The organism is Jatrophihabitans sp. (genome assembly GCF_051960575.1).
Taxonomy (GTDB): domain Bacteria; phylum Actinomycetota; class Actinomycetes; order Mycobacteriales; family Jatrophihabitantaceae; genus JBQCEE01.
This window is the reverse complement of sequence record NZ_JBQCEE010000424.1, coordinates 1-26,877: the sequence shown is the minus strand read 5'-3', so window position 1 is coordinate 26,877 and position 26,877 is coordinate 1. Positions and strand designations below refer to the sequence as shown.

Annotated in this window: 27 protein-coding genes; 19 read left to right on the top strand and 8 right to left on the bottom strand. The window is 73.9% G+C overall.

The genetic code is table 11. The features are described from left to right. The 5 genes from ACTHMS_RS23915 to ACTHMS_RS23895 all read left to right on the top strand — a co-directional run. On the top strand, positions 1 to 777 hold a 777-nt coding region (locus ACTHMS_RS23915; protein WP_440309160.1), incomplete at its 5' end, for an ABC transporter ATP-binding protein. A gap of 281 nt (positions 778 to 1,058) precedes the next feature. Then, positions 1,059 to 1,760, top strand: coding sequence for a hypothetical protein (locus ACTHMS_RS23910; protein ID WP_440309159.1), 702 nt, complete (start codon positions 1,059 to 1,061; stop codon positions 1,758 to 1,760). A gap of 32 nt (positions 1,761 to 1,792) precedes the next feature. Further along, positions 1,793 to 2,608: an enoyl-CoA hydratase/isomerase family protein gene (locus tag ACTHMS_RS23905; RefSeq protein ID WP_440309158.1), complete on the top strand. Its 816-nt coding sequence runs from the start codon at positions 1,793 to 1,795 to the stop codon at positions 2,606 to 2,608. Beyond that, positions 2,605 to 3,255, top strand: coding sequence for an HAD-IA family hydrolase (locus tag ACTHMS_RS23900; RefSeq protein ID WP_440309157.1), 651 nt, complete (start codon positions 2,605 to 2,607; stop codon positions 3,253 to 3,255). Before ACTHMS_RS23905 ends, ACTHMS_RS23900 begins: the two co-directional genes overlap by 4 nt. A gap of 46 nt (positions 3,256 to 3,301) precedes the next feature. Continuing rightward, positions 3,302 to 3,811 (top strand): hypothetical protein, encoded by a 510-nt coding sequence (locus ACTHMS_RS23895; protein ID WP_440309156.1) that lies wholly within the window; start codon positions 3,302 to 3,304, stop codon positions 3,809 to 3,811. Here ACTHMS_RS23895 and ACTHMS_RS23890 read toward each other — a convergent pair. Together ACTHMS_RS23890 and ACTHMS_RS23885 are read right to left on the bottom strand one after the other, a co-directional pair. Then, on the bottom strand, positions 3,808 to 4,260 hold the full coding sequence (locus tag ACTHMS_RS23890; protein WP_440309155.1) for a hypothetical protein: 453 nt from the start codon (positions 4,258 to 4,260) through the stop codon (positions 3,808 to 3,810). The genes ACTHMS_RS23895 and ACTHMS_RS23890 overlap by 4 nt on opposite strands. 54 nt (positions 4,261 to 4,314) lie before the next feature. Next, a complete protein-coding gene (locus tag ACTHMS_RS23885; protein ID WP_440309154.1) occupies positions 4,315 to 5,154 on the bottom strand; it encodes an SDR family oxidoreductase in 840 nt (279 codons plus the stop codon). 36 nt (positions 5,155 to 5,190) lie between these two features. Here ACTHMS_RS23885 and ACTHMS_RS23880 point away from each other — a divergent pair, with 36 nt between their 5' ends. Next, complete coding sequence (locus ACTHMS_RS23880) at positions 5,191 to 6,054, top strand: aldo/keto reductase family oxidoreductase (protein ID WP_440309153.1); 864 nt, start codon at positions 5,191 to 5,193, stop codon at positions 6,052 to 6,054. Here ACTHMS_RS23880 and ACTHMS_RS23875 read toward each other — a convergent pair. After that, positions 6,047 to 7,354 (bottom strand): NlpC/P60 family protein, encoded by a 1,308-nt coding sequence (locus ACTHMS_RS23875; RefSeq protein WP_440309152.1) that lies wholly within the window; start codon positions 7,352 to 7,354, stop codon positions 6,047 to 6,049. The genes ACTHMS_RS23880 and ACTHMS_RS23875 overlap by 8 nt on opposite strands. 98 nt (positions 7,355 to 7,452) lie before the next feature. Beyond that, positions 7,453 to 8,112: a hypothetical protein gene (locus ACTHMS_RS23870; RefSeq protein ID WP_440309151.1), complete on the bottom strand. Its 660-nt coding sequence runs from the start codon at positions 8,110 to 8,112 to the stop codon at positions 7,453 to 7,455. A 328-nt stretch (positions 8,113 to 8,440) separates the two neighbouring features. On the opposite strand from ACTHMS_RS23870, the gene ACTHMS_RS23865 reads away from it, so the two are divergent. The 8 genes from ACTHMS_RS23865 (at position 8,441) to ACTHMS_RS23830 (ending at position 18,039) form a co-directional block, all read left to right on the top strand. After that, positions 8,441 to 9,220 (top strand): electron transfer flavoprotein subunit beta/FixA family protein, encoded by a 780-nt coding sequence (locus tag ACTHMS_RS23865; protein ID WP_440309150.1) that lies wholly within the window; start codon positions 8,441 to 8,443, stop codon positions 9,218 to 9,220. A gap of 15 nt (positions 9,221 to 9,235) precedes the next feature. Continuing rightward, complete coding sequence (locus ACTHMS_RS23860; RefSeq protein WP_440309149.1) at positions 9,236 to 10,195, top strand: electron transfer flavoprotein subunit alpha/FixB family protein; 960 nt, start codon at positions 9,236 to 9,238, stop codon at positions 10,193 to 10,195. A 110-nt stretch (positions 10,196 to 10,305) separates the two neighbouring features. Continuing rightward, positions 10,306 to 11,682 carry an MFS transporter gene (locus ACTHMS_RS23855; protein ID WP_440309148.1) on the top strand — a complete coding sequence of 459 codons (1,377 nt, stop codon included), beginning with the start codon at positions 10,306 to 10,308 and terminating at the stop codon, positions 11,680 to 11,682. A 28-nt stretch (positions 11,683 to 11,710) separates the two neighbouring features. After that, positions 11,711 to 12,886 (top strand): cysteine desulfurase family protein, encoded by a 1,176-nt coding sequence (locus tag ACTHMS_RS23850; RefSeq protein WP_440309147.1) that lies wholly within the window; start codon positions 11,711 to 11,713, stop codon positions 12,884 to 12,886. A 10-nt stretch (positions 12,887 to 12,896) separates the two neighbouring features. Next, positions 12,897 to 13,958: a tRNA 2-thiouridine(34) synthase MnmA gene (gene mnmA, locus ACTHMS_RS23845; RefSeq protein WP_440309146.1), complete on the top strand. Its 1,062-nt coding sequence runs from the start codon at positions 12,897 to 12,899 to the stop codon at positions 13,956 to 13,958. Beyond that, positions 13,955 to 14,953, top strand: coding sequence for a methionine synthase (locus ACTHMS_RS23840; RefSeq protein WP_440309145.1), 999 nt, complete (start codon positions 13,955 to 13,957; stop codon positions 14,951 to 14,953). The genes mnmA and ACTHMS_RS23840 overlap by 4 nt, the downstream gene beginning before the upstream one ends. A 36-nt stretch (positions 14,954 to 14,989) precedes the next feature. Continuing rightward, a complete protein-coding gene (gene ligA / locus ACTHMS_RS23835) occupies positions 14,990 to 17,119 on the top strand; it encodes an NAD-dependent DNA ligase LigA (RefSeq protein ID WP_440309144.1) in 2,130 nt (709 codons plus the stop codon). A 119-nt stretch (positions 17,120 to 17,238) separates the two neighbouring features. Next, a complete protein-coding gene (locus tag ACTHMS_RS23830; protein ID WP_440309143.1) occupies positions 17,239 to 18,039 on the top strand; it encodes a phosphatase PAP2 family protein in 801 nt (266 codons plus the stop codon). Between the two features lie 18 nt (positions 18,040 to 18,057). On the opposite strand, the gene ACTHMS_RS23825 is transcribed toward ACTHMS_RS23830, so the two are convergent. Both ACTHMS_RS23825 and ACTHMS_RS23820 read right to left on the bottom strand, forming a co-directional pair. Further along, on the bottom strand, positions 18,058 to 18,948 hold the full coding sequence (locus tag ACTHMS_RS23825) for an oxidoreductase (protein ID WP_440309142.1): 891 nt from the start codon (positions 18,946 to 18,948) through the stop codon (positions 18,058 to 18,060). 36 nt (positions 18,949 to 18,984) lie between these two features. Then, positions 18,985 to 19,641, bottom strand: a complete 657-nt coding sequence (locus tag ACTHMS_RS23820) for an ACT domain-containing protein (RefSeq protein WP_440309141.1) — start codon at positions 19,639 to 19,641, stop codon at positions 18,985 to 18,987. A gap of 97 nt (positions 19,642 to 19,738) precedes the next feature. Between ACTHMS_RS23820 and gatC the strand changes: the two genes are divergently transcribed. The 4 genes from gatC (at position 19,739) to ACTHMS_RS23800 (ending at position 23,562) form a co-directional block, all read left to right on the top strand. Beyond that, positions 19,739 to 20,062 (top strand): Asp-tRNA(Asn)/Glu-tRNA(Gln) amidotransferase subunit GatC, encoded by a 324-nt coding sequence (gatC, locus tag ACTHMS_RS23815; RefSeq protein ID WP_440309140.1) that lies wholly within the window; start codon positions 19,739 to 19,741, stop codon positions 20,060 to 20,062. After that, positions 20,059 to 21,549, top strand: a complete 1,491-nt coding sequence (gene gatA / locus ACTHMS_RS23810; protein WP_440309139.1) for an Asp-tRNA(Asn)/Glu-tRNA(Gln) amidotransferase subunit GatA — start codon at positions 20,059 to 20,061, stop codon at positions 21,547 to 21,549. The genes gatC and gatA overlap by 4 nt, the downstream gene beginning before the upstream one ends. Then, a complete protein-coding gene (gene gatB / locus ACTHMS_RS23805; RefSeq protein ID WP_440309138.1) occupies positions 21,546 to 23,027 on the top strand; it encodes an Asp-tRNA(Asn)/Glu-tRNA(Gln) amidotransferase subunit GatB in 1,482 nt (493 codons plus the stop codon). The genes gatA and gatB overlap by 4 nt, the downstream gene beginning before the upstream one ends. Before the next feature lie 88 nt (positions 23,028 to 23,115). After that, the gene (locus tag ACTHMS_RS23800) at positions 23,116 to 23,562 is read left to right on the top strand and encodes a DUF4126 domain-containing protein (protein ID WP_440309137.1); all 447 of its coding nucleotides are present in this window, start codon (positions 23,116 to 23,118) and stop codon (positions 23,560 to 23,562) included. A 3-nt stretch (positions 23,563 to 23,565) separates the two neighbouring features. Here ACTHMS_RS23800 and ACTHMS_RS23795 read toward each other — a convergent pair whose 3' ends face one another. Continuing rightward, complete coding sequence (locus ACTHMS_RS23795) at positions 23,566 to 24,588, bottom strand: 5'-3' exonuclease (RefSeq protein ID WP_440309136.1); 1,023 nt, start codon at positions 24,586 to 24,588, stop codon at positions 23,566 to 23,568. Here ACTHMS_RS23795 and ACTHMS_RS23790 point away from each other — a divergent pair. Beyond that, complete coding sequence (locus tag ACTHMS_RS23790; RefSeq protein ID WP_440309135.1) at positions 24,587 to 25,702, top strand: hypothetical protein; 1,116 nt, start codon at positions 24,587 to 24,589, stop codon at positions 25,700 to 25,702. The genes ACTHMS_RS23795 and ACTHMS_RS23790 overlap by 2 nt on opposite strands. Positions 25,703 to 25,770: 68 nt before the next feature. On the opposite strand, the gene ACTHMS_RS23785 is transcribed toward ACTHMS_RS23790, so the two are convergent. Beyond that, positions 25,771 to 26,877, bottom strand: a 1,107-nt coding sequence (locus ACTHMS_RS23785) for a PQQ-dependent sugar dehydrogenase (RefSeq protein WP_440309134.1), incomplete at its 5' end; no start/stop codon positions are given.

Genomic DNA, 26,877 nt, shown 5'->3' with positions numbered 1-26,877 from the left:
GGCAACGTGCTGCTCGACTGCGTCGACTGGACGGTCAACGAGGGCGAGCGCTGGATCGTGCTCGGCCCCAACGGCGCCGGCAAGACCACGCTGCTGCAACTCGCGTCCGCGCTCATGCACCCGCCGTCCGGCACCGACTGCGTGCTCGGCGAGCAGCTCGGCCGGGTCGACACGTCCGAGCTGCGTCCACGCATCGGCCTGGCCAGCGCCGCCCTGGCGCAGCGCATCCCGAACGGCGAGACCGTCGTCGACGTCGTGGTCAGCGCCGGCTACTCGGTGATCGGCCGCTGGCGCGAGGCGTACGGACGCGTCGACATGCGCCGTGCTGGTGCCCTGCTCGAGCGGCTCGGTGTCGGCGAGCTGGGCGACCGCCTCTACGGCACCCTCAGCGAGGGCGAGCGCAAGCGGGTGCAGATCGCCCGGGCGCTCATGACCGACCCCGAACTGCTGCTGCTGGACGAACCCGCCGCCGGCATGGACCTCGGCGGCCGCGAGGACCTGCTGCGCCGGCTCACGCGCCTCGCCGCCGACGCCGAGGCCCCGGCATCCGTGCTCGTCACCCACCACGTCGAAGAGCTGCCGCCCGGCATCACGCACATCCTGCTGCTGCGCGAGGGGAAGGCGGTGGCTCAAGGGCTCGTGCGCGACGTGCTGACCGACGAGCACCTCAGCGCCACCTTCGGCCTCGACGTGCACGTCGAACGACGCGCCGGTCGCTGGTACGCCCGCGCGGTCGGGCGTCGCCCGCAGCCGCGCCCGGCGGCCGCCGAGGCCTGACCGTGCCCCTTGCCGGCCCCGATTCGGCGGTGGACGACGCCGGGACGATGAGGCGGTGGATGTCGACGACCTGCTGTCCGGCCCCGCGGGCGACGGCTCGTGCACGAGTTGGCGCACGGTCTGTCGCTGATCGAGTCACTCGACCAGGCCGTCTTCCACGCCATGTACTGCAGCCACCGGACGAGACCGACACCGCCCTCGCCGCCGCAGGTGCCGCCGATCACCTCCGGCCGACCGCTCGGTCACTGCTCGGGCGCCCGGAGGCGGCGTCGTGGTCGGCGTTGGCGGTCCGCGGGCAGCAGTGGACGGACGGCGTCTTCCGCGGCCGCGAGCCGGCGGACGGGCCGCCCGCGGCGACGGGTGCGCGGCTGCGCGAGTGGCGGGCGGACGAGCTCGCGCGGGCGGCGCGGCTGGCGCGGCGTCCGGAGTTCGCCGAGGGCGCCATCCCCGTCAGCGGCATCTGGTGGTCGGCGCCGATCGGTATCGGCCCCCGCACGACCGGCCTGGCTGTCGAAGGCGGGCCCATCGGCCTCGTGCTCGTCGAGGACTGGCCCGGCTGGGAGTTCGCCAGGCTGTGGCCCGTGGTCGCCGCGCCGTCGGCCCGCGTGCTCGAGATCGACTCGCCGGCCGACTGGACGGCGCTCGTCGACCGCCATCCGCTCGACGTCACGGGCAGCCGCCGCTTCGACTGGAATCGCCGCACGGGCCGCGCCGGGCCCTGGCTGATCCCCGACTACGCCGCCGTCGCGGCCGACTGGGACGCGATCCACCTGACCGTCGCCGGGTATCTGACGACCGCCGACCGGCCGCTGCCGGTGCGCGGCGGCTCGACGCTGCTCGCCGGCTGGTCACCGGACGAGACCGCCTGGCTCACCGACGTGCTGACCGTCGCCGGACCGCCCGTCCTGTGGCGCGAGGTCGACGGGGAGTGGCGTCCAGGTGCGCGACCGCCCGTGCCAGGACCGCCGGGAGAGAGGCCGTAGTCTGCCGATCAGGTCGACAGCGAGGAGCGAAGATGGCGTCGGTACGGGTCGAGATCGGGGACGGCACGGGGGAGATCCCCGCCGCGGTGGCCGTGATCCGGCTGGACCGCCCGCCGATGAACGCGATCAACACCGAGGTGCACGCCGAGCTGCTCGCGGCCGCGCAGCAGGTCTCGGCCGACGACGCGGTGCGGGCTGTCGTCCTCTACGGCGGCGAGAAGGTCTTCGCGGCCGGCGCCGACGTCAAGGAGTTCGCGCAGCTCGACTACGAGGCCGCGCTGAAGGGCGTGCCGCGGCTCATGCTCTCGGTGAACGCCCTCGCCGCCATCCCCAAGCCGGTGATCGCCGCGGTGACGGGCTACGCGCTCGGCGGCGGTTGCGAGGTCGCGCTGACCGCCGACTTCCGGATCAGCGCCGACACCGCCAAGTGGGGCCAGCCCGAGATCCTGCTCGGCATCATCCCGGGCATGGGTGGCTCGCAGCGGCTCCCGCGGCTCATCGGGCCGGCGAAGGCCAAGGATCTCATCTACACCGGGCGGTTCGTCGACGCCCAGGAGGCGCTCGAGATCGGGCTGGTCGACGCGGTGGTGCCGGCGGCCGAGACCTACAGCGCCGCGCTCGCCACGGCGGCGAAGTTCACCACGCTGCCCGCCCTCGCGCTGCGCGCCGCGAAGGCCGCCATCGACCAGGGCCTCGACGGTGATCTCGCGACCGGCCTCAAGCTCGAGTCGCACCTGTTCGGCTCGCTGTTCGCCACCCGCGACCGCGAGATCGGGCTCACCTCCTTCGTCCAGAACGGCCCCGGCAAGGCCGTGTTCACCGGCGTCCCGGGTGCGTCGGGGGAGTGACCCCGCCCGTCGTCCTGTTCGATCTCGACGGCACGCTGAGCGACTCGGCGCCCGGCATCCTGGCGTCGCTGCGGCACGCCTTCGCCACGCACGGCCTGCCGCCGCTCGACGCCACGACCGAGCGGGCGCTGCTCGGCCCGCCGTTCTACGAGTCGCTGCCGCCGCTGCTCGGCGACGTCGACGTCATGGCGGTCATCGGCACCTACCGCGAGCACTACGCCGCGGGGGCCATGTACGACACCTCGCCGTACCCGGGCGTCGGCACGCTGCTGCGTGCGCTGCACGCCGACGGGGTGCGCGTGGCCGTCGCGACGAGCAAGCCCGAGCACTACGCGGTGCCGATCGTCGAGCGGCTCGGCTACGCCCCGTTCTTCGAGACCGTGGGAGGCGACGACCTGCACGGCACCCGGCGCACCAAGGCCGACGTCATCGCCGAGGTGCTCCGACGACTCGGCCACCCCGAGCCCGACGACGTCGTGATGGTCGGCGATCGATCGCACGACGTCGAAGGCGCGCGGGCCCACCACATCCGTTGTGTCGGGGTGCGATGGGGGTACGCGCTCGAGGGCGAGCTCGAGGCGGCGGCGCCGGTCGGGATCGTCGCCGACGCCGCAGCGTTGCAACAGACGTTGCGGACGCTCGACTGACGCGCTCCGACGCGCACAAAACGGGCATCCGACCTACAGTCGGCGGATGGCCGGGGGCTCGCGGGTGCGCGCGGGGGTGCTGGGCGTCGCCCTGGTGCTGGTCGGGCTGCTGGCATGGGGTGTCGCGCGGGTCTTCGCCGGCATGCAGCCCGTCGCCTACGCGCCGAACGCCGTCGCCCCGGACACCGTGCACCTCACCGCCGGTCACACGTACGAGCTGAGCTGGCCCGGCGGTGTCCGGGCCCTCGCAGCGGCCGGCATGCCGCCGTCGCAGCTCGACTGCGAGTGGCAGTCACCGGGCCGCACGCCGCAGGAACTGTCGGTGCAGACCGTGCCGAGCGACACGACGCTGACCGACCGGGTCGCCAGCTTCGTCGCGCCCCGCGGCGGCGATCTGGTGGTGACCTGCAGCGGGCTCGGCCCGGTGTTCGTGGACGACGCCGACGACACCGTGCCCGACGCCGCCGACGCGTTCCTCGTCGTCGCGTCGGCCGCGCTGGCCGTCGGCGGCGTCGCGTGCCTGGCGCAGCTCCACCGGGCCCGGCGGACGGGTTAGAGCACGATGGCCAGCACCACGACGACCAGCAGCACCACGCCGGTCTGGATCAGCACCGCTCGCAGCGCCCGTCGGCCGCGCGCGTCCTCACGGGCCGAGTACGCCCGCGCGAACCGCACCGCCAGCACGTAGAGCACGCCGAACAGCAGCGCGGGGAGCGCCGCCCGGGCCCACGACTCGGCGAGCAGTACGTGCTGCAGCACCAGGATCAGCAGGACGATGGCGACCGCGAACCCGGCGTCGGTCGCCGCGGGGTGCTGCAGCAGCTGCGTCAGCCGGTCCGGTCCTGGTGCGGCCACCTCCGCCGGCGCCGGTGCGACCCGGAGCGTCGTCCGCGGCTCCGGCGGCGCCGGGCGCGGCGCCACCGGGGCCGGCACGACGGGCGCCGGCCCCGGTGCGGCAGCGGGGGTCGGCCGCGGTCGCGGACGTGGACGGTCGGCCTCGGTCATGGCTCCCATGATCCCGGTGATCCCGGTGCCGTGCGATGTGAGTTCCCGGCGGTCTCAGCGCTGCGTCGGCTCACCCTGGGCGAGCTCCGCGACGTCCTGCCAGCTGCGCCACGTCTCGAGGCGGGAGGCGTAGTCGGCCTCGGCGATGCCGAGCGGGGCGGTGCCGAAGAAGACGCGCAGCGGCGGCTGCTCGGCGTCGACGATCCGCAGCACGGCCGCGGCGCTCGCCGTCGGGTCACCGGGGGTCGCGTTGCGCGTGCGGCGCTGCTCCATGACCCGCTCGCGCACCGCGTCGTAGTCGGCGAGCTGCTCGGAGTGCTTCGCCGACGGCCCGGCCCAGTCGGTCGAGAAGCCGCCCGGCTCGATGAGCGTGACCTTGATGCCGAAGTCGGCGACCTCCTGGGCGAGCGCCTGGCTCAACCCCTCGAGCGCCCACTTCGACGCGTGGTACGCGCCGACGAGCGGGAAGGCGGAGATGCCGCCGATCGAGGAGACCTGCAGGATGTGCCCGCTGCGCTGCTCGCGCAGGATCGGCAGGGCCGCCTGGGTGACCCACAGCGCGCCGAAGAAGTTCGTCTCGAGCTGCGAGCGCACGTCGGCCTCGCTGAGCTCCTCGACCAGGCCGAAGTGGCCGTAGCCCGCGTTGTTCACGACGATGTCGAGCCGGCCGAAGTGCTCGTGCGCCTGCTGCACCGCGGCGAAGTCGGCGGCGCGGTCGGTGACGTCGAGCGCGATCGGCAGCAGCCGGTCGCCGTAGGTCTCGGCGAGGTCCTTGAGCGACGCGGTGTCGCGGGCGGTGGCCGCGACCGAGTCGCCGCGCTCGAGGGCGGCGACGGCCCACTCGCGTCCGAAGCCTCGGGAGGTACCGGTGATGAACCAGACTTTCGTTGTCATGTCTTCCTTCCTACCCCAACCGGGCAGGATGGGGGCATGACGACGACATCGGCACTCGGCGGCACGTACCGGCTCGGCGACCTCGAGGTCACCCGGATGGGCTACGGCGCGATGCAGCTTGCCGGCCCGCACGTGTTCGGCCCGCCGAAGGACCGCGACGAGGCGATCGCCGTGCTGCGCGAGGTCGTCGAGACGGGCATCAACCACATCGACACGTCCGACTTCTACGGCCCGTACGTCACGAACGAGATCATCCGCGAGGCGCTGCACCCGTACCCGGACGACCTCGTGATCGTCACCAAGGTCGGGGCCCGCCGCGACGCCGAGGGCGGGTGGCCGCACGCCCGCACGCCGGACGAGCTGCGACAGGCGGTGCACGACAACCTCGAGCACCTCGGCCTCGAGCGCATGGACGTGGTGAACCTGCGCATGGGCGGCTTCGACGCCCCGGAACCGGGCTCGATCGCCGAGCAGGTCGAGACGCTCGCCGAGCTGCAGCAGCAGGGCCTCATCCGGCACATCGGGCTGAGCACGGTGGACGCCGACCAGCTCGCCGAGGCGCAGACGATCGCGCCGGTCGTCTGCGTGCAGAACCTCTACAACCTCGCCCGCCGCGAGGACGAGGAACTGCTGCGGATCACCGCCGAGCAGGGCATCGCCTACGTGCCGTACTTCCCGCTCGGCGGGTTCACGCCGCTGCAGTCGGGCGCGCTCGACGCGGTGGCGCAGCGGCTCGGTGAGACCCCGATGGCCGTCGCGCTGGCGTGGCTTCTGCAGCGCTCGCCGAACATCCTGCTGATCCCGGGCACGTCCTCGCGCGGGCACCTGCGCGAGAACATCGCCGCCGCCTCGCTCGAGCTGCCGGCGGACGCGCTGGCCGAGCTGGACGCGATCAGCTGAGCGGGCGGGTGGCCCCGAAGTAGCCGGAGGCGACGCTGGCCATCGGCGTGATCCGCACGATGTCGCCGCTCTCGGGCGCCTGGATCACATTGCCGTCACCGACGTACATCGCCACGTGGTGGATGCCGGCGACGGTGCCGTTGGAGCTCCAGAACAGCAGGTCGCCCGGCAGCAGTTGCGTCGGGCGGGGGTGGATACGTCCCGAGCCGTACTGCGTCGCCGCGTAGTGCGCCATCTGGATGTACGGGCCCCATGCCCACAGCACGAGCCCGGAGCAGTCGAACCCGACGATCTTGCAGTCGTTGCGCGCCGCGCCGGCCGCGCACACGCCACGGGTCGGCCCGGCGAGGTTGCCGCCGGCCCAGGCGTAGGGGAGTCCGATCCGCTGCAGCGCCCGGTGCACGGCGGATGCCGCCATCGCGGGCGTCCAGGTGCTGCTGCGCGGCGCGAGCGGCTCGTGCGCGTACTGCGCGGCGACCTGGGCGTACTGGGCGTTGAGCTGGGCCGCCTCGGCCGAGTTGGCCACCGACCAGCCGCCGAGGAACAACGACAGCACGGTGTCGGCCGCGGCCTGGTCGGTCTTCGCCTTGTCCAGGTGCTGCTTGAGCTGCAGCAGCGCCGTGCGGGCCTCGGCGTAGCGGGTGGCGGCGGCGTCCCGCAGCGCCTTGACCCGGGCGGTGGCGTCGGTGACGCGGGCGAGCGTCGCCTGCTGGGCCGCCAGCGCGCGGTCGCTCTCGTCGCGGGCGTGCTGCGCGTCGGCCACCAGGCCGGCGGAGTACTGCCCGAGCTGGGCCTGCGAGTCGGCGAGCTGCACGAGCTGCGTCGGGTCCTGCGCGGTGAGCAGCTGGCCGGTGTCGAGGGCGCTGCCGCCCGCCTCGAACTGCGCGGCCATCAGCTGGGCGAGCTGGTGCCCGGTCGACGCGGCGAGCGCCTGGGCCCGGGCGAGCGTCTGCTCGGCCCGGCGCTCGTCACCGCGGGCGCGCCGCAGCACGGTGAGCTGCTGGGCGTAGGCGGCCTCGGCGGCGTCGGCCGCATCGGAGGCGCGACCGACCGCCTGCACCTCGGCCTGCAGCTTCGCGTGCAGGTGGGCCACCCGGGCCGCGGCCGCGCGGGCCGCCGCCTGGGCGGCCGCCGCGTTGGTCGCGATCGGCGAGGGGCTCGGCGACGGGTGCGGCGCGGCACCGGCGCTGCCGGTCGAGCCGAGCAGTCCGCTGAGCAGGGCGGCGACCAGCGCCACGGTCGTCGCGACCGCCAGGACGGCGGCGCGCGCCACCGACAACGCGGTAAGCGAGCGGGACATGGGCGGCATCTCCGGACGAATGACGTTTAGCTCGAGTGAAGTGTCACATGACCCAACGGCGGAGCAACACTTCCGTTACGCGCTTCGAGCGGGGGACTTCAGACCGCGTAGAGGGCGGGACGAACGGGCTTGGCCGGGTTCGCGGCCGCGTGCGCGATCGCCTCGACGTCCGAGGGCGTGAGGATCGGGGCCTGGGCGGCGAGGAACGCCGCGACATCGCGACCCGGCAGCACGACCACCCGGCCGTCGGCGGGCTGCTCGCGGAACGACCAGCGCGGCTGGGCGTGGATGACCGCGACCACGCCGCGGACGACGATCTCGACGCCGGCCGCGGCGGAGATGCGGCGCGCCATGTTGTCGGCGACCATGCGGCGCTCGGGCACCAGCGGCACCGGGCGACCGTCGACCGTGACGGTGGTGCCGCCGACCGCGACGCGGGCGTGCGCCAGCGACTGGACGGTGAGGGCGAAGACGCCGCCCGGGCCGACCAGCAGCGAGTGCACGCCGTTGTCGGCCAGACCGCGGACGATCCGCCAGGACGGGCCGAGGGTCGTGAGGGCGTGCCGCAGTTCGGCGGCGTCCGAGCGGCAGGGCAGGTGCGGGCGCAGGCGCTCCATGATCGGCCGGCGGGTCGTGCGCGGCGCGGCGGTGGGGATCGCGACGAGCGGGGCGACCGGCGCGACGCCGTCGGCGGCGACGGCGTGCAGGTGACGGCGCGGACGAGCGGTCACCGGGGCGAGGGTGGCGTCCATGGTCATGGAAAACAAACTCCGTCCGTCTCCCCGCATACCTGGATGTCGCCCCCGGCAGGGAGAACGTAGCAAGGATCTTCGCTCGTGTGAAGTCCTTGTTAGGCGGGACGGAAGTCCCGATCCCGCCGTGGCGTCGGCTTCGACCCGACTCGTGCACGGGCGCCGCGTGACCCGTGCCATGCTGGCTCGGGAGAGCGACCTCACGTTGCTACTCGCGAGTAACATAGGCATGGTTACAGGTATCCGTTTGTTACGGGCCGATCACACACGCACCGTCCGAGGCGTCATCCGAGACCGGGCGTCCGACGAGTCGACGAAAGAGGTCAGCGAACGCATGAACATCGTGGTGCTGGTCAAGCAGGTCCCTGACACCGAGGGCGACCGGAAGCTCGACCCCAGCGACAACACCGTCGACCGCGCCGCGGTCGACCCCGTCATCAACTACATCGACGAGTTCGCGATCGAGGAGGGCCTGCGTCAGAAGGAGGCCCACGGTGGCGAGGTCACCATCCTCACCGTCGGTCCCGAGCGGGCGACCGAGTCGATCCGCAAGGCGCTTTCGATGGGTGCGGACAAGGCCGTCCACGTGTCGGACGAGGCCCTGCACGGCTCGGACGCCGTCGCGACCGCGAAGGCGATCGCCAAGGCGCTCGGCACGCTCGAGTTCGACATCGTGATCGCGGGCTCCGAGGCCACCGACGCCCGTGGCGCGGTCGTGCCGGCGATGCTCGCCGAGCTGCTCGGCCTGCCGCAGCTGACCCTGGCCCGCAAGCTCGAGATCGACGGCACCACCGCCAAGATCGAGCGCATCGTCGACGGCGGCTTCGAGCGCGTCGAGGCCTCGCTGCCGGCGGTGGTGAGCGTCGTCGAGAAGATCAACGACCCGCGGTACCCGTCGTTCAAGGGCATCATGGCCGCGAAGAGCAAGCCGATCACCGTGCAGGCGCTGGCCGACCTGGCCCTCGACGCCGCCGAGGTGGGCCTCGCCAACTCGTGGACGCAGGTGGCGTCATTCGAGAATGCCCCGCCGCGCGCGGCCGGCCAGACCGTCAAGGACGAGGGCGACGGTGGCGTGAAGATCGCCGACTTCCTCGCGTCCAAGAAGCTCATCTGAGAGGACTGACTACACATGGCTGAGGTTCTGGTCCTCGTCGACTCGGTCGACGGCACCGTCAAGAAGCCCACGCTCGAGCTGCTCACCGCCGCCCGTCAGCTCGGCGAGCCGAGCGCGGTCGTCCTCGGTGCGCCCGGCACCGCCGGCGCGCTGAAGAACCAGCTCGCCGAGTTCGGCGCGCAGAAGGTCTACGTCGTCGAGAGCGACGACATCGCCGGCTACTCGGTCGCGCCGAAGGCGGAGGCCCTCGCGGCCGTCGCCCAGCAGGCCTCGCCCGCGGCGATCCTGCTGCCGTCGACCAACGAGAACAAGGAAGTCGCCGCGCGGCTCTCCATCAAGCTCGAGTCGGGCCTGATCTACGACGCGGTCGGCTTCGACGGCGACGGCAATGTCTCGCAGCAGATCTTCGGTGGCGCGATCACCACCGTCTCGAAGGTCAGCAAGGGCACCCCGATCATCACCGTGCGCCCGAACTCCTTCGCGCCCGAGCCGTCGACCGGCGCGGCCGAGGAGGTGCCGGTGTCGGTGAGCATCTCGGACGCCGCGAAGGCCTCGAAGATCACCGCCAGCGAGGTCGAGGAGCAGGGCTCGCGCCCCGCGCTCGCCGACGCCTCCGTGGTCGTCTCGGGCGGCCGTGGCATCGGCAAGGCCGAGAACTTCGAGATCATCGAGAAGCTCGCCGACTCGCTCGGTGCCGCCGTCGGCGCCTCGCGCGCCGTCGTCGACGCCGGCTGGGTGCCCCACACGATGCAGGTCGGCCAGACCGGCGTCACCGTGTCGCCGCAGCTGTACGTGGCCGTCGGCATCTCCGGCGCCATCCAGCACCGCGCCGGCATGCAGACGTCCAAGACGATCGTCGCGGTCAACAAGGACCCCGAGGCGCCGATCTTCGAGCTCGCCGACTTCGGCGTCGTCGGTGACCTGTTCACCGTCGCCCCGCAGCTCACCGACGAGATCAGCAAGCGCAAGAGCTGACCCCGCCGCATCTCGCCGCACCACCACCCCACCGGCCGCCGTCCCTCGGGGACGGCGGCCGGTGCGTTTGCAGGGGACTGGTGTTTGCAGGGGACGGGCAGGATGGAGCGGTGACGATCGAGCGGGTGCGGGACGAAGCCACCGCACCGCCGTCGATCTTCGGGCCGCAGCACCGGGCCACGACCGCCGGTCTGCTGACGGTCATCGCGATGCTGGCCTTCGAGGCGATGGCGGTCGGCCCGGCCCTGCCGAGTGCGGTGCGCGACCTGCACGCGCTCGGCGGCTACGGGCTGCTGTTCACGACGCCGCTCGCGACCTCGGTCGTCGGCATGGTGGTGAGCGGCCGGCTCAGCGACGCCCGCGGCCCGCGGCAGCCGTTGCTGTTCGGCATCGTCGCCTTCCTCGCCGGCCTGCTCGTCGCCGGCACCGCTGGCACGATGACGCAGCTGGTGCTCGCGCGGGCCGTGCAGGGCGTCGGCGTCGGGCTCACCATCACCGCGGCCTACGTGGTGATCGGCGAGCGCTACGACGACGAGCTGCGGCCGCGGGTCTTCGCCGCCACCTCGTCGGCCTGGGTGCTGCCGTCGCTGCTCGGCCCGGTCGCCTCGGGACTGCTCACCGAGCACGTCGGCTGGCGTTGGGTCTTCCTCGGCCTCGTGCCGTTCGTGCTCGTCGGCACCGCGTTGCTGTGGCCGGTGCTGGAAGCGATGCACCGGCCACCGGTCGCGAGCGCCCGCGATGGGCGCCGGCTGGTGCGCGCCACGGCCGTCGCTGTCGGCGTGAGCGCGGTCGAGGCCGCGGGCCAGCACGGCTGGAGCCCGGTGCTGGTGCTCGTGGTGCCGGGCCTGGCGCTGCTGGCGTGGGGTGTGGTCGCCCTCGTGCCGCCCGGCACGTTCCGGGCCGCGCAGGGCGTCGCCGCGGCGGTGACCATGCGCGGGTTGGCGGCCGGGGCCTTCTTCGGCGTCGAGGCGACCGTGCCGCTCATGCTGCAGGTGCAGCACGGGTACGGCCCGCTGCTCGCCGGCGTGCCCCTGACGATGGCGGGTCTCACCTGGGCGCTCGGGTCGTGGTGGCACGGCCGGATCCCGGGTGATGCGGACGCGCGCCGGTCGCACCTCGCGCAGCTCGGCTTCGTCTGCATCGGTGTCGCCGGCGTCGTGATCGCCGTGGTCTCGCAGCGGGCGATCGACCCGTGGCCGGTGTACGTGACGTGGGCCGTCGCCGGAGCGGGCGCGGGCATGGTGATGCCGGCCGCCAGCGTGCTGCTGCTGCGCCACACGACCGACGCCGACCGCGGTGCGCACTCGGCGTCGCTGCAGCTCGCCGACACCACGACCGGTGCGCTCTCGACCGGGTTCGCCGGGGTGCTCATCGCCGCGGCCGCCGCCGGCAGCGTCTCGTACGGCGCCGCGTTCGCCGTCAGCGACGCGGTGATGGCGGCCATCGCGGTGGTGGGCGTGGCCGCCGCCTCGCGCGCCGCCGGCTGACCGCGGCCCCGCCGTAGACTCGGCCGCGATGACCTACCTGGACCACGCCGCGACGACCCCGTTGCTGCCCGAGGTGCTCTCGGCCGTGAGCACGGCGATGGGTGAACTCGGCAACCCCTCGTCGCTGCACGGCTCCGGCCGCGCGGCACGCCGGCGTGTCGAGGAGAGCCGCGAGTCGCTCGCGGCGGCGCTCGGCGCGCGGCCGTCCGAGGTGATCTTCACCGGCGGCGGTACCGAGGCCGACAACCTGGCCATCAAGGGGCTGTACTGGGCGGCCCGGGCGGCCGATCCGCGTCGCCGCAAGGTGGTCGTCAGCGCGATCGAGCACCACGCCGTGATCGACGCGGTCGAGTGGCTGGTGACCCATGACGGTGCTGAGGCCGTGCTGCTGCCGGTCGACCGGCACGGGCGCGTCGAGCCCGCGGCGCTGCGGTCGGTGCTTGCCGCCGAGCCCGGGACGACCGCGCTCGTCAGCGTGATGTGGGCGAACAACGAGGTCGGCACCGTGCAGCCGATCGCCGAACTGGCCGCGGTGGCGCACGAGTTCGGCGTGCCGTTCAACACCGACGCCGTGCAGGCCGTCGCGGCGCTGCCGGTCGACTTCGCCGCCTCGGGTGTCGACGCGCTGACCATGACCGGCCACAAGCTCGGCGGCCCGGCCGGCGCGGGCGCGCTGCTGCTCGGGCGCACCGTGCCCTGCGCCCCGCTGCTGCACGGCGGCGGGCAGGAACGCGAGGTGCGCTCGGGAACCCTCAACGTGCCGGGCATCATCGGCCTGGCCGCCGCGACCGAGCTGACCGTCGCGCGCCGCCCGCAGACCACGGCCCGGCTCGCCGCGCTGCGCGACCAGCTCGTCGCCGGCGTGCGGGCCGCGGTGCCCGACTGCGTCGTGAACGGGCACCCGACCGACCGTCTGCCCGGCCTGGCGCATCTCGCCTTCCCGGGCTGCGAGGGCGACGCGCTGCTCATGCTGCTCGACGCCCGCGGCGTCGAGTGCTCGACCGGCTCGGCCTGCTCGGCCGGCGTCGCGCAGCCGTCGCACGTGCTGCTGGCGATGGGCGTGTCGGCGGCGGAGGCACGTGGCTCGCTGCGCTTCTCGCTCGGCCACAGCTCGACCGCCGACGACGTGGCCGCGGCCGTCGCGGCGATCGGCCCGGCCGTCGAGCGCGCGCGCCGTGCCGGGATGCTCGCGGGCACGGCGTGAGGGTGCCGTCGTGAAGGTCCTGGCAGCCATGAGCGGTGGCGTCGACTCCGCCGTCGCCGCGGCCCGCGCGGTCGAGGCCGGGCACGACGTCACCGGCGTGCACCTCGCCCTGTCGACCGCGCCCGCGACCCTGCGCACCGGCGCGCGGGGCTGCTGCAGCGTCGAGGACGCCAACGACGCGCGCCGGGCCGCGGACGTGCTCGGCATCCCGTTCTACGTCTGGGACCTCGCCGAGCGGTTCAAGGCCGACGTCATCGACGACTTCGTCAGCGAGTACGCGGCCGGCCGCACGCCGAACCCGTGCCTGCGCTGCAACGAGAAGATCAAGTTCTCGGCCGTGCTCGACCGGGCGCTCGCGCTCGGGTTCGACGCGGTCGTCACCGGCCACCACGCCCGGCTGGTCGACGGCCGCCTCGCGCGGTCGGTCGACCTCGCGAAGGACCAGTCGTACGTGCTGGCGGTGCTGACGTCCGACCAGTTGCGGCACGCGATCTTCCCGCTCGGCGACTCCACCAAGACCCAGGTGCGGGCCGAGGCCGCGGCGCGCGGGCTGGCCGTCGCCGACAAGCCCGACTCGCACGACAGCTGCTTCATCGCCGACGGCGACACCCGCGGCTTCCTGGCCCGCCGCCTCGGCAGCGAGCCGGGCCCGATCGTCGACGCCGACACCGGCGCGGTGCTCGGCAGCCACACGGGCGCGCACGGCTTCACCGTCGGCCAGCGCCGCGGCCTGCAGCTCACCGTCCCGGCGCCGGGCGGTGCGCCGCGGTACGTGCTGTCGATCCGGCCCGCGTCCAACACCGTCGTGGTCGGGCCGGGCGAGCGGCTCGACGTCACCGAGGTCAGCGGCATGCGTCCGGTGTGGACGGGCACGGCGCCGGCCGACACGTTCGACTGTTGCGTCCAACTGCGCGCGCACGGCATGACCAGCCCGGCGTCGGTCGACGTCGCGGGCGACGAGGTCGTCGCGCGCCTGCACGCGCCGCAGCGGGGCGTCGCGCCCGGCCAGGCGATCGTGTTCTACGACGGCGACCTCGTGCTCGGCTCGGCGACCATCACCGCCGCGGCATGACCGCACCGCGCTGGACGCCGGGCGCCGTCACCGGCGTCGGATCGCTGCCCGGCCGCGATCCGGACGACGCCGCCCGCCTCGTGGTGGGGGAGCTGCCCGACCTGCCGCACCTCGCCGAGCTGCCCGACCGGGGGCCGGGCGCCGACATGATCGGACGCAGCGCCGCCCTGCTCGTCGACCTGCCCGTCGAGATCGCGGTGCGGTCGTGGCGCATCACCGCGCACCCGGGGCACGAACTGCGACGGGCACTCGACTTCTGGGCCTGGGACCTCGACGCGCTCGAGTCGGCGTGCGACGGCTGGACGGGTCCGCTGAAGATCCAGTTGGCCGGGCCGTGGACGCTGGCGGCGTCGGTCGAGCTCGCGAACGGCCACCGCATCGTGCGCGACCACGGCGCCGTCCGCGACCTGATCGCCTCGCTCACCGAGGGCGTGCGGCTGCACGTCGCGGACGTGCAGCGCCGGGTACCGGGGGCGACGGTGCTGCTGCAGCTGGACGAACCGTCGCTGCCCGCGGTGATCGGCGGCCGGGTGCCCACGCCGTCGGGCTACGGCACGGTGCGCGCCGTCGAGGCGACGGTGGCCGAGCAGGGCCTGCGCGACGTGCTCGCGGTGGTGCCCGACGGGTGCCGCGTCGTGCACTGCTGCGCGCCGGACGTGCCGATCGCGCTGCTGCGTGCTGCGGGCGCGGACGCGCTGTCGCTCGACGCCTCGCTGATCACGCCGGCGCACTACGACGCCCTCGGCGAGGCCGTCGACGCCGGTCTGGCGCTCTGGCCCGGCGTCGTGCCGTCGACCGACGCGACGATCGACGACACCCGGGCCGCCACGACGGTCACCCGGATCTGGTCGGAGCTCGGCTTCGCCCCGGCGGGACTGGCCGGTGTCGTCGCGACACCGACCTGCGGGCTCGCCGGGGCGTCGCCGGCGTACGCCCGCCGGGCGCTGCGGGTGCTGCGCGACGTCGGCAAGCGGCTGGTCGACGCCGCCGTCTGACGGTTCCTGTCAGACCCCCTCAGTAGGTTCGAGCACGTGAGCGAACCGACCACCGACGCGCGCGACGAGCACGAGCGCCTGGCCCAGCTGATCGACGAGGACCAGTACCGCTACTACGTGCTCGACCAGCCCGCCCGCAGCGACGCCGACTACGACCGCGACCTGCGGCGGCTGGAGGAACTCGAGGAGCAGTACCCCGAGCTGCGTACCCCGCAGTCGCCGACGCAACGGGTGGGCGGCACCTACTCGACACAGTTCACGCCGGTCGACCATCTCGAGCGCATGCTCAGCCTCGACAACGCCTTCAGCCTCGACGAGGTGGCCGCCTGGGCGCAGCGCGCCGAGCGCGACACCGGCCGGGTGCCCGCCTACCTGTGCGAGCTCAAGGTCGACGGGCTGGCCATCGCGTTGGTCTACGAGGACGGCCGGTTGGTCCGTGGCGCCACGCGCGGTGACGGGCGCACCGGTGAGGACGACACGCCGAACATCCGCACCATCGAGGGCATCCCCGACCGGCTCACCGGTGACGGTGTGCCGACGGTGCTGGAGGTGCGCGGCGAGGTGTACTTCCCGGTCGAGCGGTTCGAGGCGCTGAACGCGGCGTTGGTCGAGCAGGGCAAGCCGCCGTACGCGAACCCGCGGAACACCGCGGCCGGGTCGCTGCGCCAGAAGGATCCCCGCGTGACCGCGTCGCGCGGGTTGCAGATGGTGGTGCACGGCGTCGGCAGGGTAGAGGGCGGGCCGAGGGTGACGGCGCAGTCGGACTGGTACACGCACCTGGCGGCCTGGGGGTTGCCGACCGCGGCGCGGGCGAAGGTCGTGCCCGACCTCGCGGCGGTGCAGGAGTTCATCGAGTACTACGGCGAGCACCGCCACGACGTCGAGCACGAGATCGACGGCGTGGTGGTCAAGGTCGACGAGCTGGCCCTGCAGCGGCAGCTGGGCTCGACCGCCCGCGCCCCGCGCTGGGCGATCGCCTTCAAGTACCCGCCGGAGGAGGTGAACACGAAGCTGCTCGACATCGCGGTCAATGTCGGCCGCACCGGTCGCGTGGTGCCCTTCGGCGTCATGCAGCCGGTGCGGGTGGCCGGGTCGACGGTCGAGCGGGCCACGCTGCACAACGCCTTCGAGGTCGAGCGCAAAGGCGTGCTCATCGGCGACACCGTCGTGCTGCGCAAGGCCGGCGACGTGATCCCCGAGATCGTGGGGCCGGTGGTGGCGCTGCGCGACGGGTCCGAGCGCGCCTTCGTCATGCCGACCGAGTGCCCGTCGTGCGGCACGCCGCTCAAGCCCGAGCGCGAGGGCGACAAGGACATCCGCTGCCCGAACTCGCGCAGCTGCCCGGCCCAGTTGCGGGAACGGCTGGCGGGCGTCGCGTCCAGAGGTGCACTCGACATCGAGGCGCTGGGGTACGAGGGCGTCAACGCGCTGCTGGACGCCGGCGTGCTCGGCGACGAGGGCGACCTGTTCGAGCTGGCGCCCGACCTCGACGGCGACGAGACCGGCGCGCGGGCGCTGCTCGGTCGCGTCCCGTTCTTCACCCGGGCGGCGAGGAAGAGCGACCCGCCCGAGCGGGTGACCGACGGGCGCGTGCTGTCGGCCAACGGCGAGAAGCTGCTGGTGAACCTCGCGCAGGCACGCACCTCGCCGTTGTGGCGCGTGCTGGTGGCGCTCTCGATCCGGCACGTCGGCCCGACGGCGGCCCGCGCGCTGGCGCAGCACTTCACGACGATCGACGCGATCCGTGCCGCGTCGGTCGAGGAACTGGCGGCCGTCGAGGGGGTCGGCGGCGTCATCGCCGAGGCGGTCACCGAATGGTTCGCCGTCGACTGGCACGCGGCGATCGTCGACAAGTGGGCCGCGCGCGGCGTGCGGATGGCCGACGAGGTCGACGACAGCGTGCCGAGGACCCTCGCCGGGCTCACCGTCGTGGTCACCGGCTCGCTCACCGAGTTCTCGCGTGACCAGGCGAAGGAGGCCATCCTCGCGCGCGGCGGGAAGGCGGCGTCGTCGGTCTCGAAGAAGACCGATGTCGTCGTCGTGGGCGAGAACGCGGGCAGCAAGGCCGTCACGGCCGAGCAGCTCGGCGTGCGGGTGCTGGACGAGGCGGGGTTCGTCACCCTGCTCGCCGAGGGGGCCGCAGCCTTCACCGACGCGTCACCCTGACGCTGCGAGCCGGTCATGCCGCGGTCCGGTGCGGAGCGCTACGTTTGCCCGGAACGGCCATGTGGGCAGCCCTGAGACCGATTGGCTGACGCCCAGCTCGGCGTGGCAGAAAGGTTGTCGTGGACGGCACCGGCACCGGCATCGCGACGCCCGGCGCGCTCTGGTGGCGCGACCCGAGGGAGGCGTGGGCCCGCGCGCCCCGCTCGACGCGGTGGTTCGCCGGGCTGCTGATCGGCTACGTGCTGCTCACCGCCGCCGTGCTGTTGAAGACACCCGTGCTCGACGTCGACAGCTGGGTGCGGCACCTGCGGCTCAAGGGCAAGCACCCCGGGTGGTACCCGTGGGTGCACACCTACGTCATCCTCGGCCAGCGCGGCCCGACGACCCTGGCGGCGCTGCCGTGGTTCCTCTGGATCGCGCACCGTCGTCGCTCGGTGCGTCCGCTGGTCATGCTGGGCGTCGCGCTCGCCGTGCTCAACGTCAGCGTGGCCGTCGTCAAGTACGGCACCGGGCGGGTCGACCCGCGCCAGCCCGACGCGTCCGCCTTCGCGATGTTCCAGGGCGGCAACATCTACCCGTCCGGGCACATCTCGAACTGCGTGGTGCTCTACGGGCTCATCACCATGCTGGCGGCGCCGCAGTACCGGCGGCTGCTGACGATCGTCTCGGCATTCATCACCGTCACGGTCAGCGCCGGCACGATCATCATCAACACCCACTGGGTCACCGACGTGTTCGGTGGCGCGCTGGCCGGCGGGCTGGTGCTCGCGTCGCTGCACTGGACGGTGCCGCCGGTCGAGCGCTGGTGGCTGCGGCGATGGTCGCGGTGGCGGGCGCGTTACGACGACGATGCCGTGGCGGCGCCTCCGCGGACGACGGGGCGCATGGAGCCGGCGCTGCCGGAGGAACTCGCGTCCTGACCGGCCCGGACGGTCCGGTCAGACCGGGAAGGTGACCCCGGTGAGCCGCTCGCTCGCCGACCAGAGCGCGCGGGCCACGCCGACGTCACGGGCGGCCTTCGTCGTGCCGACGCGGTGCGGGGCGCCGCGCATCTCGAACAGGCCGGCCGGGCCGTAGTACCCGCCGCCCTCGGCGTCCGGTGCGGTCGCGGCGTACAGCGAGCCGAGCGCCCCCATCTCGGCGCTCTGGGCGAGGTAGCGGTTGCCGAACGCCATGATGCGGTCCTGCCAGCTCTCGGTGCGGGTCTGCAGCTCGGTCGCCGCGTAGCCGGGATGCGCGGCGAGCGACCGCACCGGCGAGTGGACGAGGTCGAGCCGGCGCTGCAGCTCGAAGGCGAACAGCAGGTTCGCGAGCTTCGACTGCCCGTAGGCGCCCCAGCGCGAGTAGCGGCGCTGCTGCCAGTTAAGGTCCTCGAGGTCGATGCGGCCGACGCGGTGGGCACCGCTCGAGACGGTGACGACGCGGTCGGTGAGCACCGGCAGCAGCAGGCCGGTGAGGGCGAAGTGGCCGAGGTGGTTGGTGCCGAACTGCATCTCGAAGCCGTCGGCGGTGCGCTTGAGCGGCAGGGCCATCACGCCCGCGTTGTTCACCAGCACGTCGGCGTGCTCGACGGTCTCGGCGAAGCGGCGCACCGAGGCGAGGTCGGCCAGGTCGAGCGCCCGCACCTCGACCTCACCGCGCATGCCCGCGGCAGCGGCGGCCCCCTTGTCGACGTTGCGGCAGGCCAGGATCACCGAGGCGCCGGCGCGTGCGAGTTCGCGGGCGGTCACCTCACCGAGGCCGCTGTTGGCCCCGGTGACGATGATCGTCCGGCCGGACTGGTCGGGGATGTCGGCGGCCGTCCAGCGGGACGCGTGCGTCGTCGGCATGCCGGAAGGGTAATGGCGCGTCGCTGCGCGCGCGGCTCAGGACCGGTCGGGTGCGGTGACCGTCGCAGCGATGGCGGCCAGGTGCTGCAACCGGATGAGCTCGGACGGCAGCCAGCGCAGTGCCGGGCGACCGACGAGCAGGCCCAGCTTGCCCAGGGGGGCGACGGCGAGTTCGGTGCCGAGCCGCGCCCAGGCGGGGTCGGCCCAGTCGTCGCCGGCCTCGAGCATGCGGGCCGGCTCCGGCGGCCACCACGGTGCGCTCACCGCGTCGTCCTCGGGTGCCGCGCCGCCACGGGCGAGCACCGAGGCGCGCCCGCTCACCGGGGTGTCGAGCACCAGGGCCCAGCCGGCGCGGAAGATGCGGGCGACCCCGTCGGCCAGCAGCGCCAGCGAGTTGCCGGGGTCGTCGGCGAGGTGCTCGAGCAGCTCGAGTTCACGGTGCGGGTCGATCGTGCCGGCGTAGGGCCGGATCGACTCGACCCGCACGCCCTCGACGGTGGCGGCGGCGGTGATGAGCGAGTCGGCCAGGCGCCCGGGCGGCAGCTCGACGACGATGTCGTCGACGGCGTGTCCCGGCGAGCGCTCGATGACGTCGATGCTGAGGATGTCGGCGCCCACGCTGCCGAGCGCGGTCGCGACCGCGCCGAGGGCGCCGGGGCGGTCGGGCAAGGCGACCCGCAACAGGTGCGACATGCCGACCAGGATCCCTGATGGCTCGTTTCAGCCGCATGACCGCCGCGCCGCGGCGGGCGGGGAAGTGGCACCGGTCGCGTCCGTAGACTGACGTCCCGTGTCTGACGAACCCGATCCGACCGCCGCGCCGATCGGCCGCGCGGACGTCGCCCACCTCGCCCGCCTGGCCCGGCTCGCCGTCACCGACGACGAACTCGACCTCTTCGCCGGGCAGCTCGGGCAGATCCTCGGCGCCGTCGCCCGGGTGAGCGAGGTCGCCGCGGCCGACATCCCGCCGACGTCGCACGCCGTGCCGATGACGAACGTCTACCGCGCCGACGAGGTACGGCCGTCGCTGCCCGTCGAGGCGGTGCTGGCCGGTGCGCCCGCCGTCGAGGACGACAAGTTCCGCGTGCCACGCATCTTGGGGGAAGAGGAATGACCGGGCTCACCGACCGCACCGCCGCCGACCTGGCGGCGCTCGTCGCGTCCGGCGAGGCCTCTGCCGTCGAGGTCGCGCAGGCCCACCTCGACCGCATCGAGGCCGTCGACGGCGCCGTCCACGCCTTCCTGCACGTCGACACCGAGGGCGCGCTCGCCGCGGCCCGCGCGGTCGACGAGCGGCGGGCCGCGGGCGACGAACTCGGCCCGCTCGCGGGCGTCCCGCTGGCGATGAAGGACGTCGTCGTCACCCAGGGGCTGCCGACGACGTCGGGTTCGAAGATCCTCGAGGGCTGGCGTCCGCCGTACGACGCGACGATCACGACGCGGATCAAGCAGGCCGGGATCGTCATGCTCGGCAAGACGAACATGGACGAGTTCGCGATGGGCTCGTCGACCGAGAACTCCGCCTACGGGCCCACCCACAACCCGTGGGACCTCTCGCGCATCCCGGGCGGGTCGTCGGGCGGCTCGTCGGCGGCCGTGGCGGCCTTCGAGGCGCCGCTGTCGATCGGCACCGACACGGGCGGGTCGATCCGCCAGCCGGCCGCGGTCACCGGCATCGTCGGGCACAAGCCCACGTACGGCGCGGTGTCGCGCTACGGGCTGATCGCGTTCTCGTCCTCGCTCGACCAGGCGGGACCCTTCGCCCGCACCGTGCTCGACACCGCGCTGCTGCACGAGGTGATCGCGGGGCACGACCCGTGCGACTCGACGTCGATCCGGCAGCCGGTGCGCCCGGTCGTCGCGGCGGCCCGCGAGGGCGCGCGTGGCGACCTCACCGGCGTGCGCATCGGCGTGGTCAAGGAGCTCGGCGGCGAGGGCTACCAGCCGGGCGTGCTGGCCTCGTTCGAGGCGGCCGTCGAGACGCTGCGCGGCCTCGGCGCCACGGTCGTCGAGGTGAGCTGCCCGCACTTCGAGTACGCGCTCGCCGCGTACGACCTCATCGCGCCGAGCGAGTGCTCGTCGAACCGCGCCCGCTTCGACGCCGTGCGCTACGGCCTGCGGGTCGGCGACGACGGTGAGCGCTCGCTCGAGGACGTCATGTCGCTGACCCGCGAGGCCGGCTTCGGCCCCGAGGTGAAGCGCCGCATCATGATCGGCACGTACGCCCTCTCGTCCGGCTACTACGACGCCTACTACGGCCAGGCGCAGAAGGTGCGCACCCTCATCGCGCGCGACTTCGGCGCGGCGTTCGAGAAGGCCGACGTGCTGGTGTCGCCGACCTCGCCGTTCGTCGCGTTCGGCATCGGCGAGCGGGTGGCCGACCCGATGGCGATGTACGTCAACGACCTCTGCACGCTGCCCGCCTCGCTCGCGGGCACGCCGGCCATCTCGGTGCCCTGCGGGCTGTCCGAGGGGCTGCCGGTGGGCCTGCAGGTCATGGCCCCTGCCCAGGCCGACGAACGCTGCTACCGCGTGGGCGCCGCCCTCGAGGCGGCCGTCGAGCCGGTGCTCGCGCGCATCCCGGAGTTGGTGACCCGATGAACTACGAGGACGTCATCGCCCGCTACGAACCGGTGATCGGGCTCGAGACGCACGTCGAGCTCGGCACCGCGTCCAAGATGTTCTGCGGCTGCTCGACCGAGTTCGGCGCGCCGCCGAACACGCACACCTGCCCGGTCTGTCTCGGCCTGCCGGGCGCGCTGCCGGTGGCGAACGAGAAGGCGATCGAGTCGACGATCCGCATCGGCCTCGCGCTGAACTGCTCGATCGCGTCGTGGTGCCGCTTCGCGCGGAAGAACTACTTCTACCCGGACATGCCGAAGAACTTCCAGACCTCGCAGTACGACGAGCCGCTCTGCGTCGACGGCTATCTCGATGTCGAGGTCGGCGGACGCACGGTGCGGGTGGGCATCGAGCGGGTGCACCTCGAGGAGGACACCGGCAAGAACACCCACGTCGGCACGTCCGGGCGCATCCACGGCGCCGACTACTCGCTGGTCGACTACAACCGCGCCGGCATCCCGCTCGTCGAGATCGTCACCAAGCCGGTGGCCGGGGCGGGGGAGCTCGCGCCCGAGGTGGCGCGTGAGTACGTGACGCAGCTGCGCGACATCCTGCGCACGCTCGGGGTGTCGGACGTCCGCATGGAGCAGGGCTCGCTGCGCTGCGACGTCAACACCTCGCTGAACAAGCCGGGCGAGCCGTGGGGCACACGCACCGAGACCAAGAACGTGAACTCGCTGCGCTCGGTCGAGCGGGCCGTGCGGTCGGAGATGCTGCGGCAGGCCGCGCTGCTCGACCGCGGCGAGCGGATCCTGCAGGAGACCCGGCACTTCCAGGAGACCACCGGGGACACCCGCTCGGGCCGGAGCAAGGAGGAGGCGACCGACTACCGGTACTTCCCCGAGCCCGACCTGGTGCCGATGGCGCCCGACCCCGAGTGGGTGGAGCAGCTGCGCAAGGAGCTGCCCGAGCTGCCGGCGGCACGCCGGGCGCGGCTGCAGGAGTCGCTCGGCGTCAGCGCCGAGGACATGGTGCAGATGGCGAACGCCGGCGTCGTCGAGCTCGTCGGCGCGACCGTCGAGGCCGGCGCCCCCGTCGCCGAGGCCCGCAACTGGTGGTTGGGGTACCTGGCGCAGCAGGCCAACCAGCGCGAGGTCGAGGCGTCCGAGCTCGGCATCACGCCGGGACAGGTGGCGCGGCTCGTGCAGCTCGTCGCCGACGGCACGCTCTCGGTCGCGCTCGCGCGCCAGGCCGTCGACGGCGTGCTCGAGACCGGGTCGGACGTCGACGCGGTGATCGCCGAGCGCGGCCTCAAGCGGGTGTCGGACACCGGCGCGCTCGAGGCGGCGGCGGACGAGGCGATCGCGGCCAACCCGGACGTCGCCGAGAAGGTGCGCGGCGGCAAGCTGCCCGCCGTCGGCGCGCTCGTGGGCGCCGTGATGAAGGCGACGCGCGGGCAGGCCGACGCGGCCGCCGTGCGCACGATCCTGCTCGAGAAGCTGGGCGTCAGCGAGTAGCCGGCGATGATCACGCACCGGTGCACACCCTGGTGTGCCTGGGTGCGTGATCATCGCGGTCGGTGCGCGGCTCGGTAGGTTCGACGGCATGCAGCCGCTCCTCCGCGCCGCCCTCGCCGGGCTCGCCACCGGTGCCCGTTCGATGACGCCGGTCGCGGCCGTGGCCTGGACGGCGGGGGAGCCCGCGGTCGGCGGCGCGCTGGACGCACGGCTGCGCGGGGCGAAGGTGCTGCTCGGCGCCGGTGCGGTGGGGGAGCTGGCCGCTGACAAGCTGCCGATCGCGCCGCCGCGCACGCAGCTGCCGTCGTTCGTGTTCCGTCTGACGCTCGGTGCGGTGAGTGGTGCGGTCGTGGCACGCCGTGGCGCTGCGCCGCTGGTCGCGGGTGCACTCGTCGGGGCGGCGGCCTCGGCCGTCACCACCGCTGCCGGTCCGGGCTACCGGGCGGCGTTGGCGAAGCGGTTCGGCAGCGACGTCCCGGGCGCGCTGCTCGAGGACGCCGCCGCGCTCGGCCTCGCGGCCGCCGCCGTGCGCTGACGCTCAGAAGAGGGCGAGCTGGTCGACCTTCGGCTTGATCGGCAGTTTCGGCAGGCGGCGTCCGGACGCGGGGGCGGCGCCCGTGCTCCAGACGTGCAGCTCGCGGGGCGGGCGCTCCTCGTCCGGCTCGACGTCGGCGAGCACCCGCAGCGCGGACGCGATCGACCAGACCAGGCGCTGACCGCGGAAGACCGCGGCGACGGCGGACGCGGCGAACGGCAGCACGCCGCACCCGCCGTCGAGCGACAGCCCGAGGTCGAGGTCCGCGTGCGGCGTCATCACCCGGCAGTTGAGCTCCCACCGCGGGCGCGCCTCGGGGTCGGCCAGCCGCTTGGCCAGGCCTGCGCCGAGCCGCTCGCGGACGGCGTCCAGGTCGGCGAACGCGGCGGCGGCCGTGCCGAACTCGGCGAGCAGCTTCGCGCCGGTGCGGGGGCCGATGCCGTGCACGCCGGGCAGGTTGTCCGACGGATCGCCGCGCAGCGCGGCGTAGTCGCGGTACTGCTCCGGACGCACGCCGCACAACAGGTGCAGTCGGTCGGGCGTCATCAGCGGTGAGGCGTCGACGCCGCCGTTGATGATCCGCAGCACGCGGGTCGAGTCGTCGATGAGGGCGAAGGCGTCGCGGTCGGACGTCACGATGACCGTCTCGGCGCCCTGGGCCCGTGCCCACGAGGCTGTCGAGGCCAGCACGTCGTCGGCCTCGAGCCCGGGCGGCATCACCACGCACAGACCGAGCTCACGCATCGCCATGACCGCGAGGTCGAGCTGCTCGACCAGCGTGTCGAGCTTCTCGCCGCGGTGCGCCTTGTACTGCGGCCACCGCTCACGGCGCAGCGACCGCTCGGGGTCGTCGAAGCCGATGACGACCGCGACCGGACGGATGCGGTCGACCGCGGCGACGAGCTGGGTGAGCAGCCCGCGCACGGCCCACGCCGGCTGCCCCGAGTCGGCCATCGCGTGGAAGCTGCGGTGCACCAGCGAGTTCCCGTCGATGGCCAGCACGACCGGCCGATCGGTGGAGCCCATGGCGACCACTCTCGCACGGTGCACCGACGACACGCCCGCCGACTCGCGCTGCGAGCATGGCGGTGTGCGCATGATCGCGGCGGTGCTGGCCGGCCTGCTCGTCGCCGCGCCGGCGTCCGGGGTGGTCTGCACCCTGGCCGACCCGCGCATCACCGAGGCGAGCGGGCTCGGCATCGGCCGGCTGCACCCCGGCGTCCTCTACGTGCAGAACGACAGTGGGGACAGTGCGCGGTGCTTCGCCGTCGACGCCGCGACCGGACGCACCCGCGCGGTGCTGACGGTGCCCGGCGCGACGAACGTCGACTGGGAGGACCTCGCCGTCGCCGAGGTCGGCAGGCGGTCGCGGATCTACCTCGCCGACATCGGCGACAACGACGGTGTGCGGGCCGAGGTGCGGATCTACCGCGTCGACGAGCCGGCGGAGCTGCGCAGCGGGCCGACGTCCCGTCCGGATGTCTGGCGGCTGCGCTACCCGACCGGGCCCGTGGACGCGGAGGCGCTGGCCGTCGCGCCCGGCGGCGCGGCGTACGTCGTGACCAAGTCGCCCATCGGGCGGTCGGAGGTCTACGCGGTACCACCGCGTCCGGACGCCGGGGCGGTGCAGGTGCTGCGCCCGGTCGCCCCGTTCCGTCCGGTCGGCGCCGGTGCCGTGGCACTCAGCGTCACCGGTGCGTCGTTCTCGGCCGACGGACGGGTGTTCGCCCTGCGCACCTACGCCGACGCGTACCTGTGGCACGTGCACGACGGCGACCTCGCGGCGGCGCTGCGCACGCCGCCCGTGCGCGTCGTGCTGCCGGGACAGCTGCAGGGCGAGGGGATCGCCGTCGACACCGACCGGCTGCTGCTCGACTCGGAGGGCGCCGGCTCGGCCGTGCTCGCCGTGCCGCTGCCCGCCGGCTTCGCCACGACGCCGGCCGGCAGTCCTTCACCCACACCATCACCCCCGCCGTCGGACCGAGGGCCGTCGGCCGGCGTCTCCACGCCGCCGCAGCACGTGCGCGGCGGTCACCGGCCGCCCACCTGGGCCTGGCCGATCGCCGCCGTCACCGGTGTCGGGCTGGCCGCCCGGCTCGGACTCCTGCTGCGGCGCCGCCACCGGCGATCTCCGCGATGATCACGCACGCAGGCACACCCTGGTGTGCCTGCGTGCGTGATCATCGGCCGGGTGGCCGGCCGGTGGGCTCAGGTGGGGTTGCTCGAGACCTGGCCGCCGGTGATCCGGATGACCCGCTCGTCGTCGGCGACCGGCGTGCCGCGGCCGTCCTTGTTCGAGGTCGTCAACCAGATGGCGCCGTCGGGCGCGGCGACCACGGTGCGCAGCCGGCCGTACTTGTTCTTGAGCACCACGCGGAACTTCTGCGGCGCGAGCCCGGAGCCCTTGCCCGCGAGCGGGGCGGCGAGCAGCTCCTTCGCGTCCAGCGAGGTCACGAAGATCGTCGTGTCCCGGACGGCACAGCCACCCGGCGACGTGGCGTTCGTCGGCAGCGACGCGGCGGGCGACGTGCTGTCCGGGGTGGGTGAGGGGTAGCCGTAGTCGCCGCCCGCGACGAGCACGTTGATCTCGCCGCTGCCGCTGGAGGTCGGCTCGACGTCGAGCGGCGTGCCGGTGGTCGGGACGACGCAGAGGCCGGCGATCTCGGAGTGGCCACGGCTGAAGATCGGCGACGACGTCGGGTTCTCCGGCGCCGCGCGACCGATGTCGGTGACGCGCAGGGTCTTGCCGGCCAGGCTGTCCGGGTCGTCGGCGAGCGCGGGCCGGCCGGCGTCACCGGTGCCGACGAGCAGGTCGCCCGCCGGCAGGAAGACGAGCCGCCCGCGGTTGCCGGTGCGTCCCTTCGGGATGCCGGTGACGACCGGCGTGACGGGGCCGTTCAGCGTGAAGGTCACCACCCGGTTGTCGGTGCGGGTGGTGATGTAGGCGTAGATCAGGTCGTCCTCGGCGTAGTTCGGCGAGATCGCGAGGTCGAGCAGGCCGCCGTCGCCCGAGGCGTCGAGGCCGGTCAGCGTCTTCACCACCGGCGTCGGCTGCCCCGGCCGCGGCTGCACGCGCACGATGCGGCCGGTCGTCCGCTCGCCGACGAGCGCAGTGCCGTCGGGCAGGATCGCCAGCGCCGTCGGGGCGGTCAGGTGCTTCGCGACGACGGCCGGATCCTCGGCCGGCCCCGGCTTGCTCGACGGGCTCGGCTGCGGGCCGCCCGACCCGGTCGGCGCGGGCTGCGGGGTGCCGGTGCCACCGCTGCCGCCACTCGCGCCACCGCCGCCCGGACCGTCGCCGCCCGGACCGTCGCC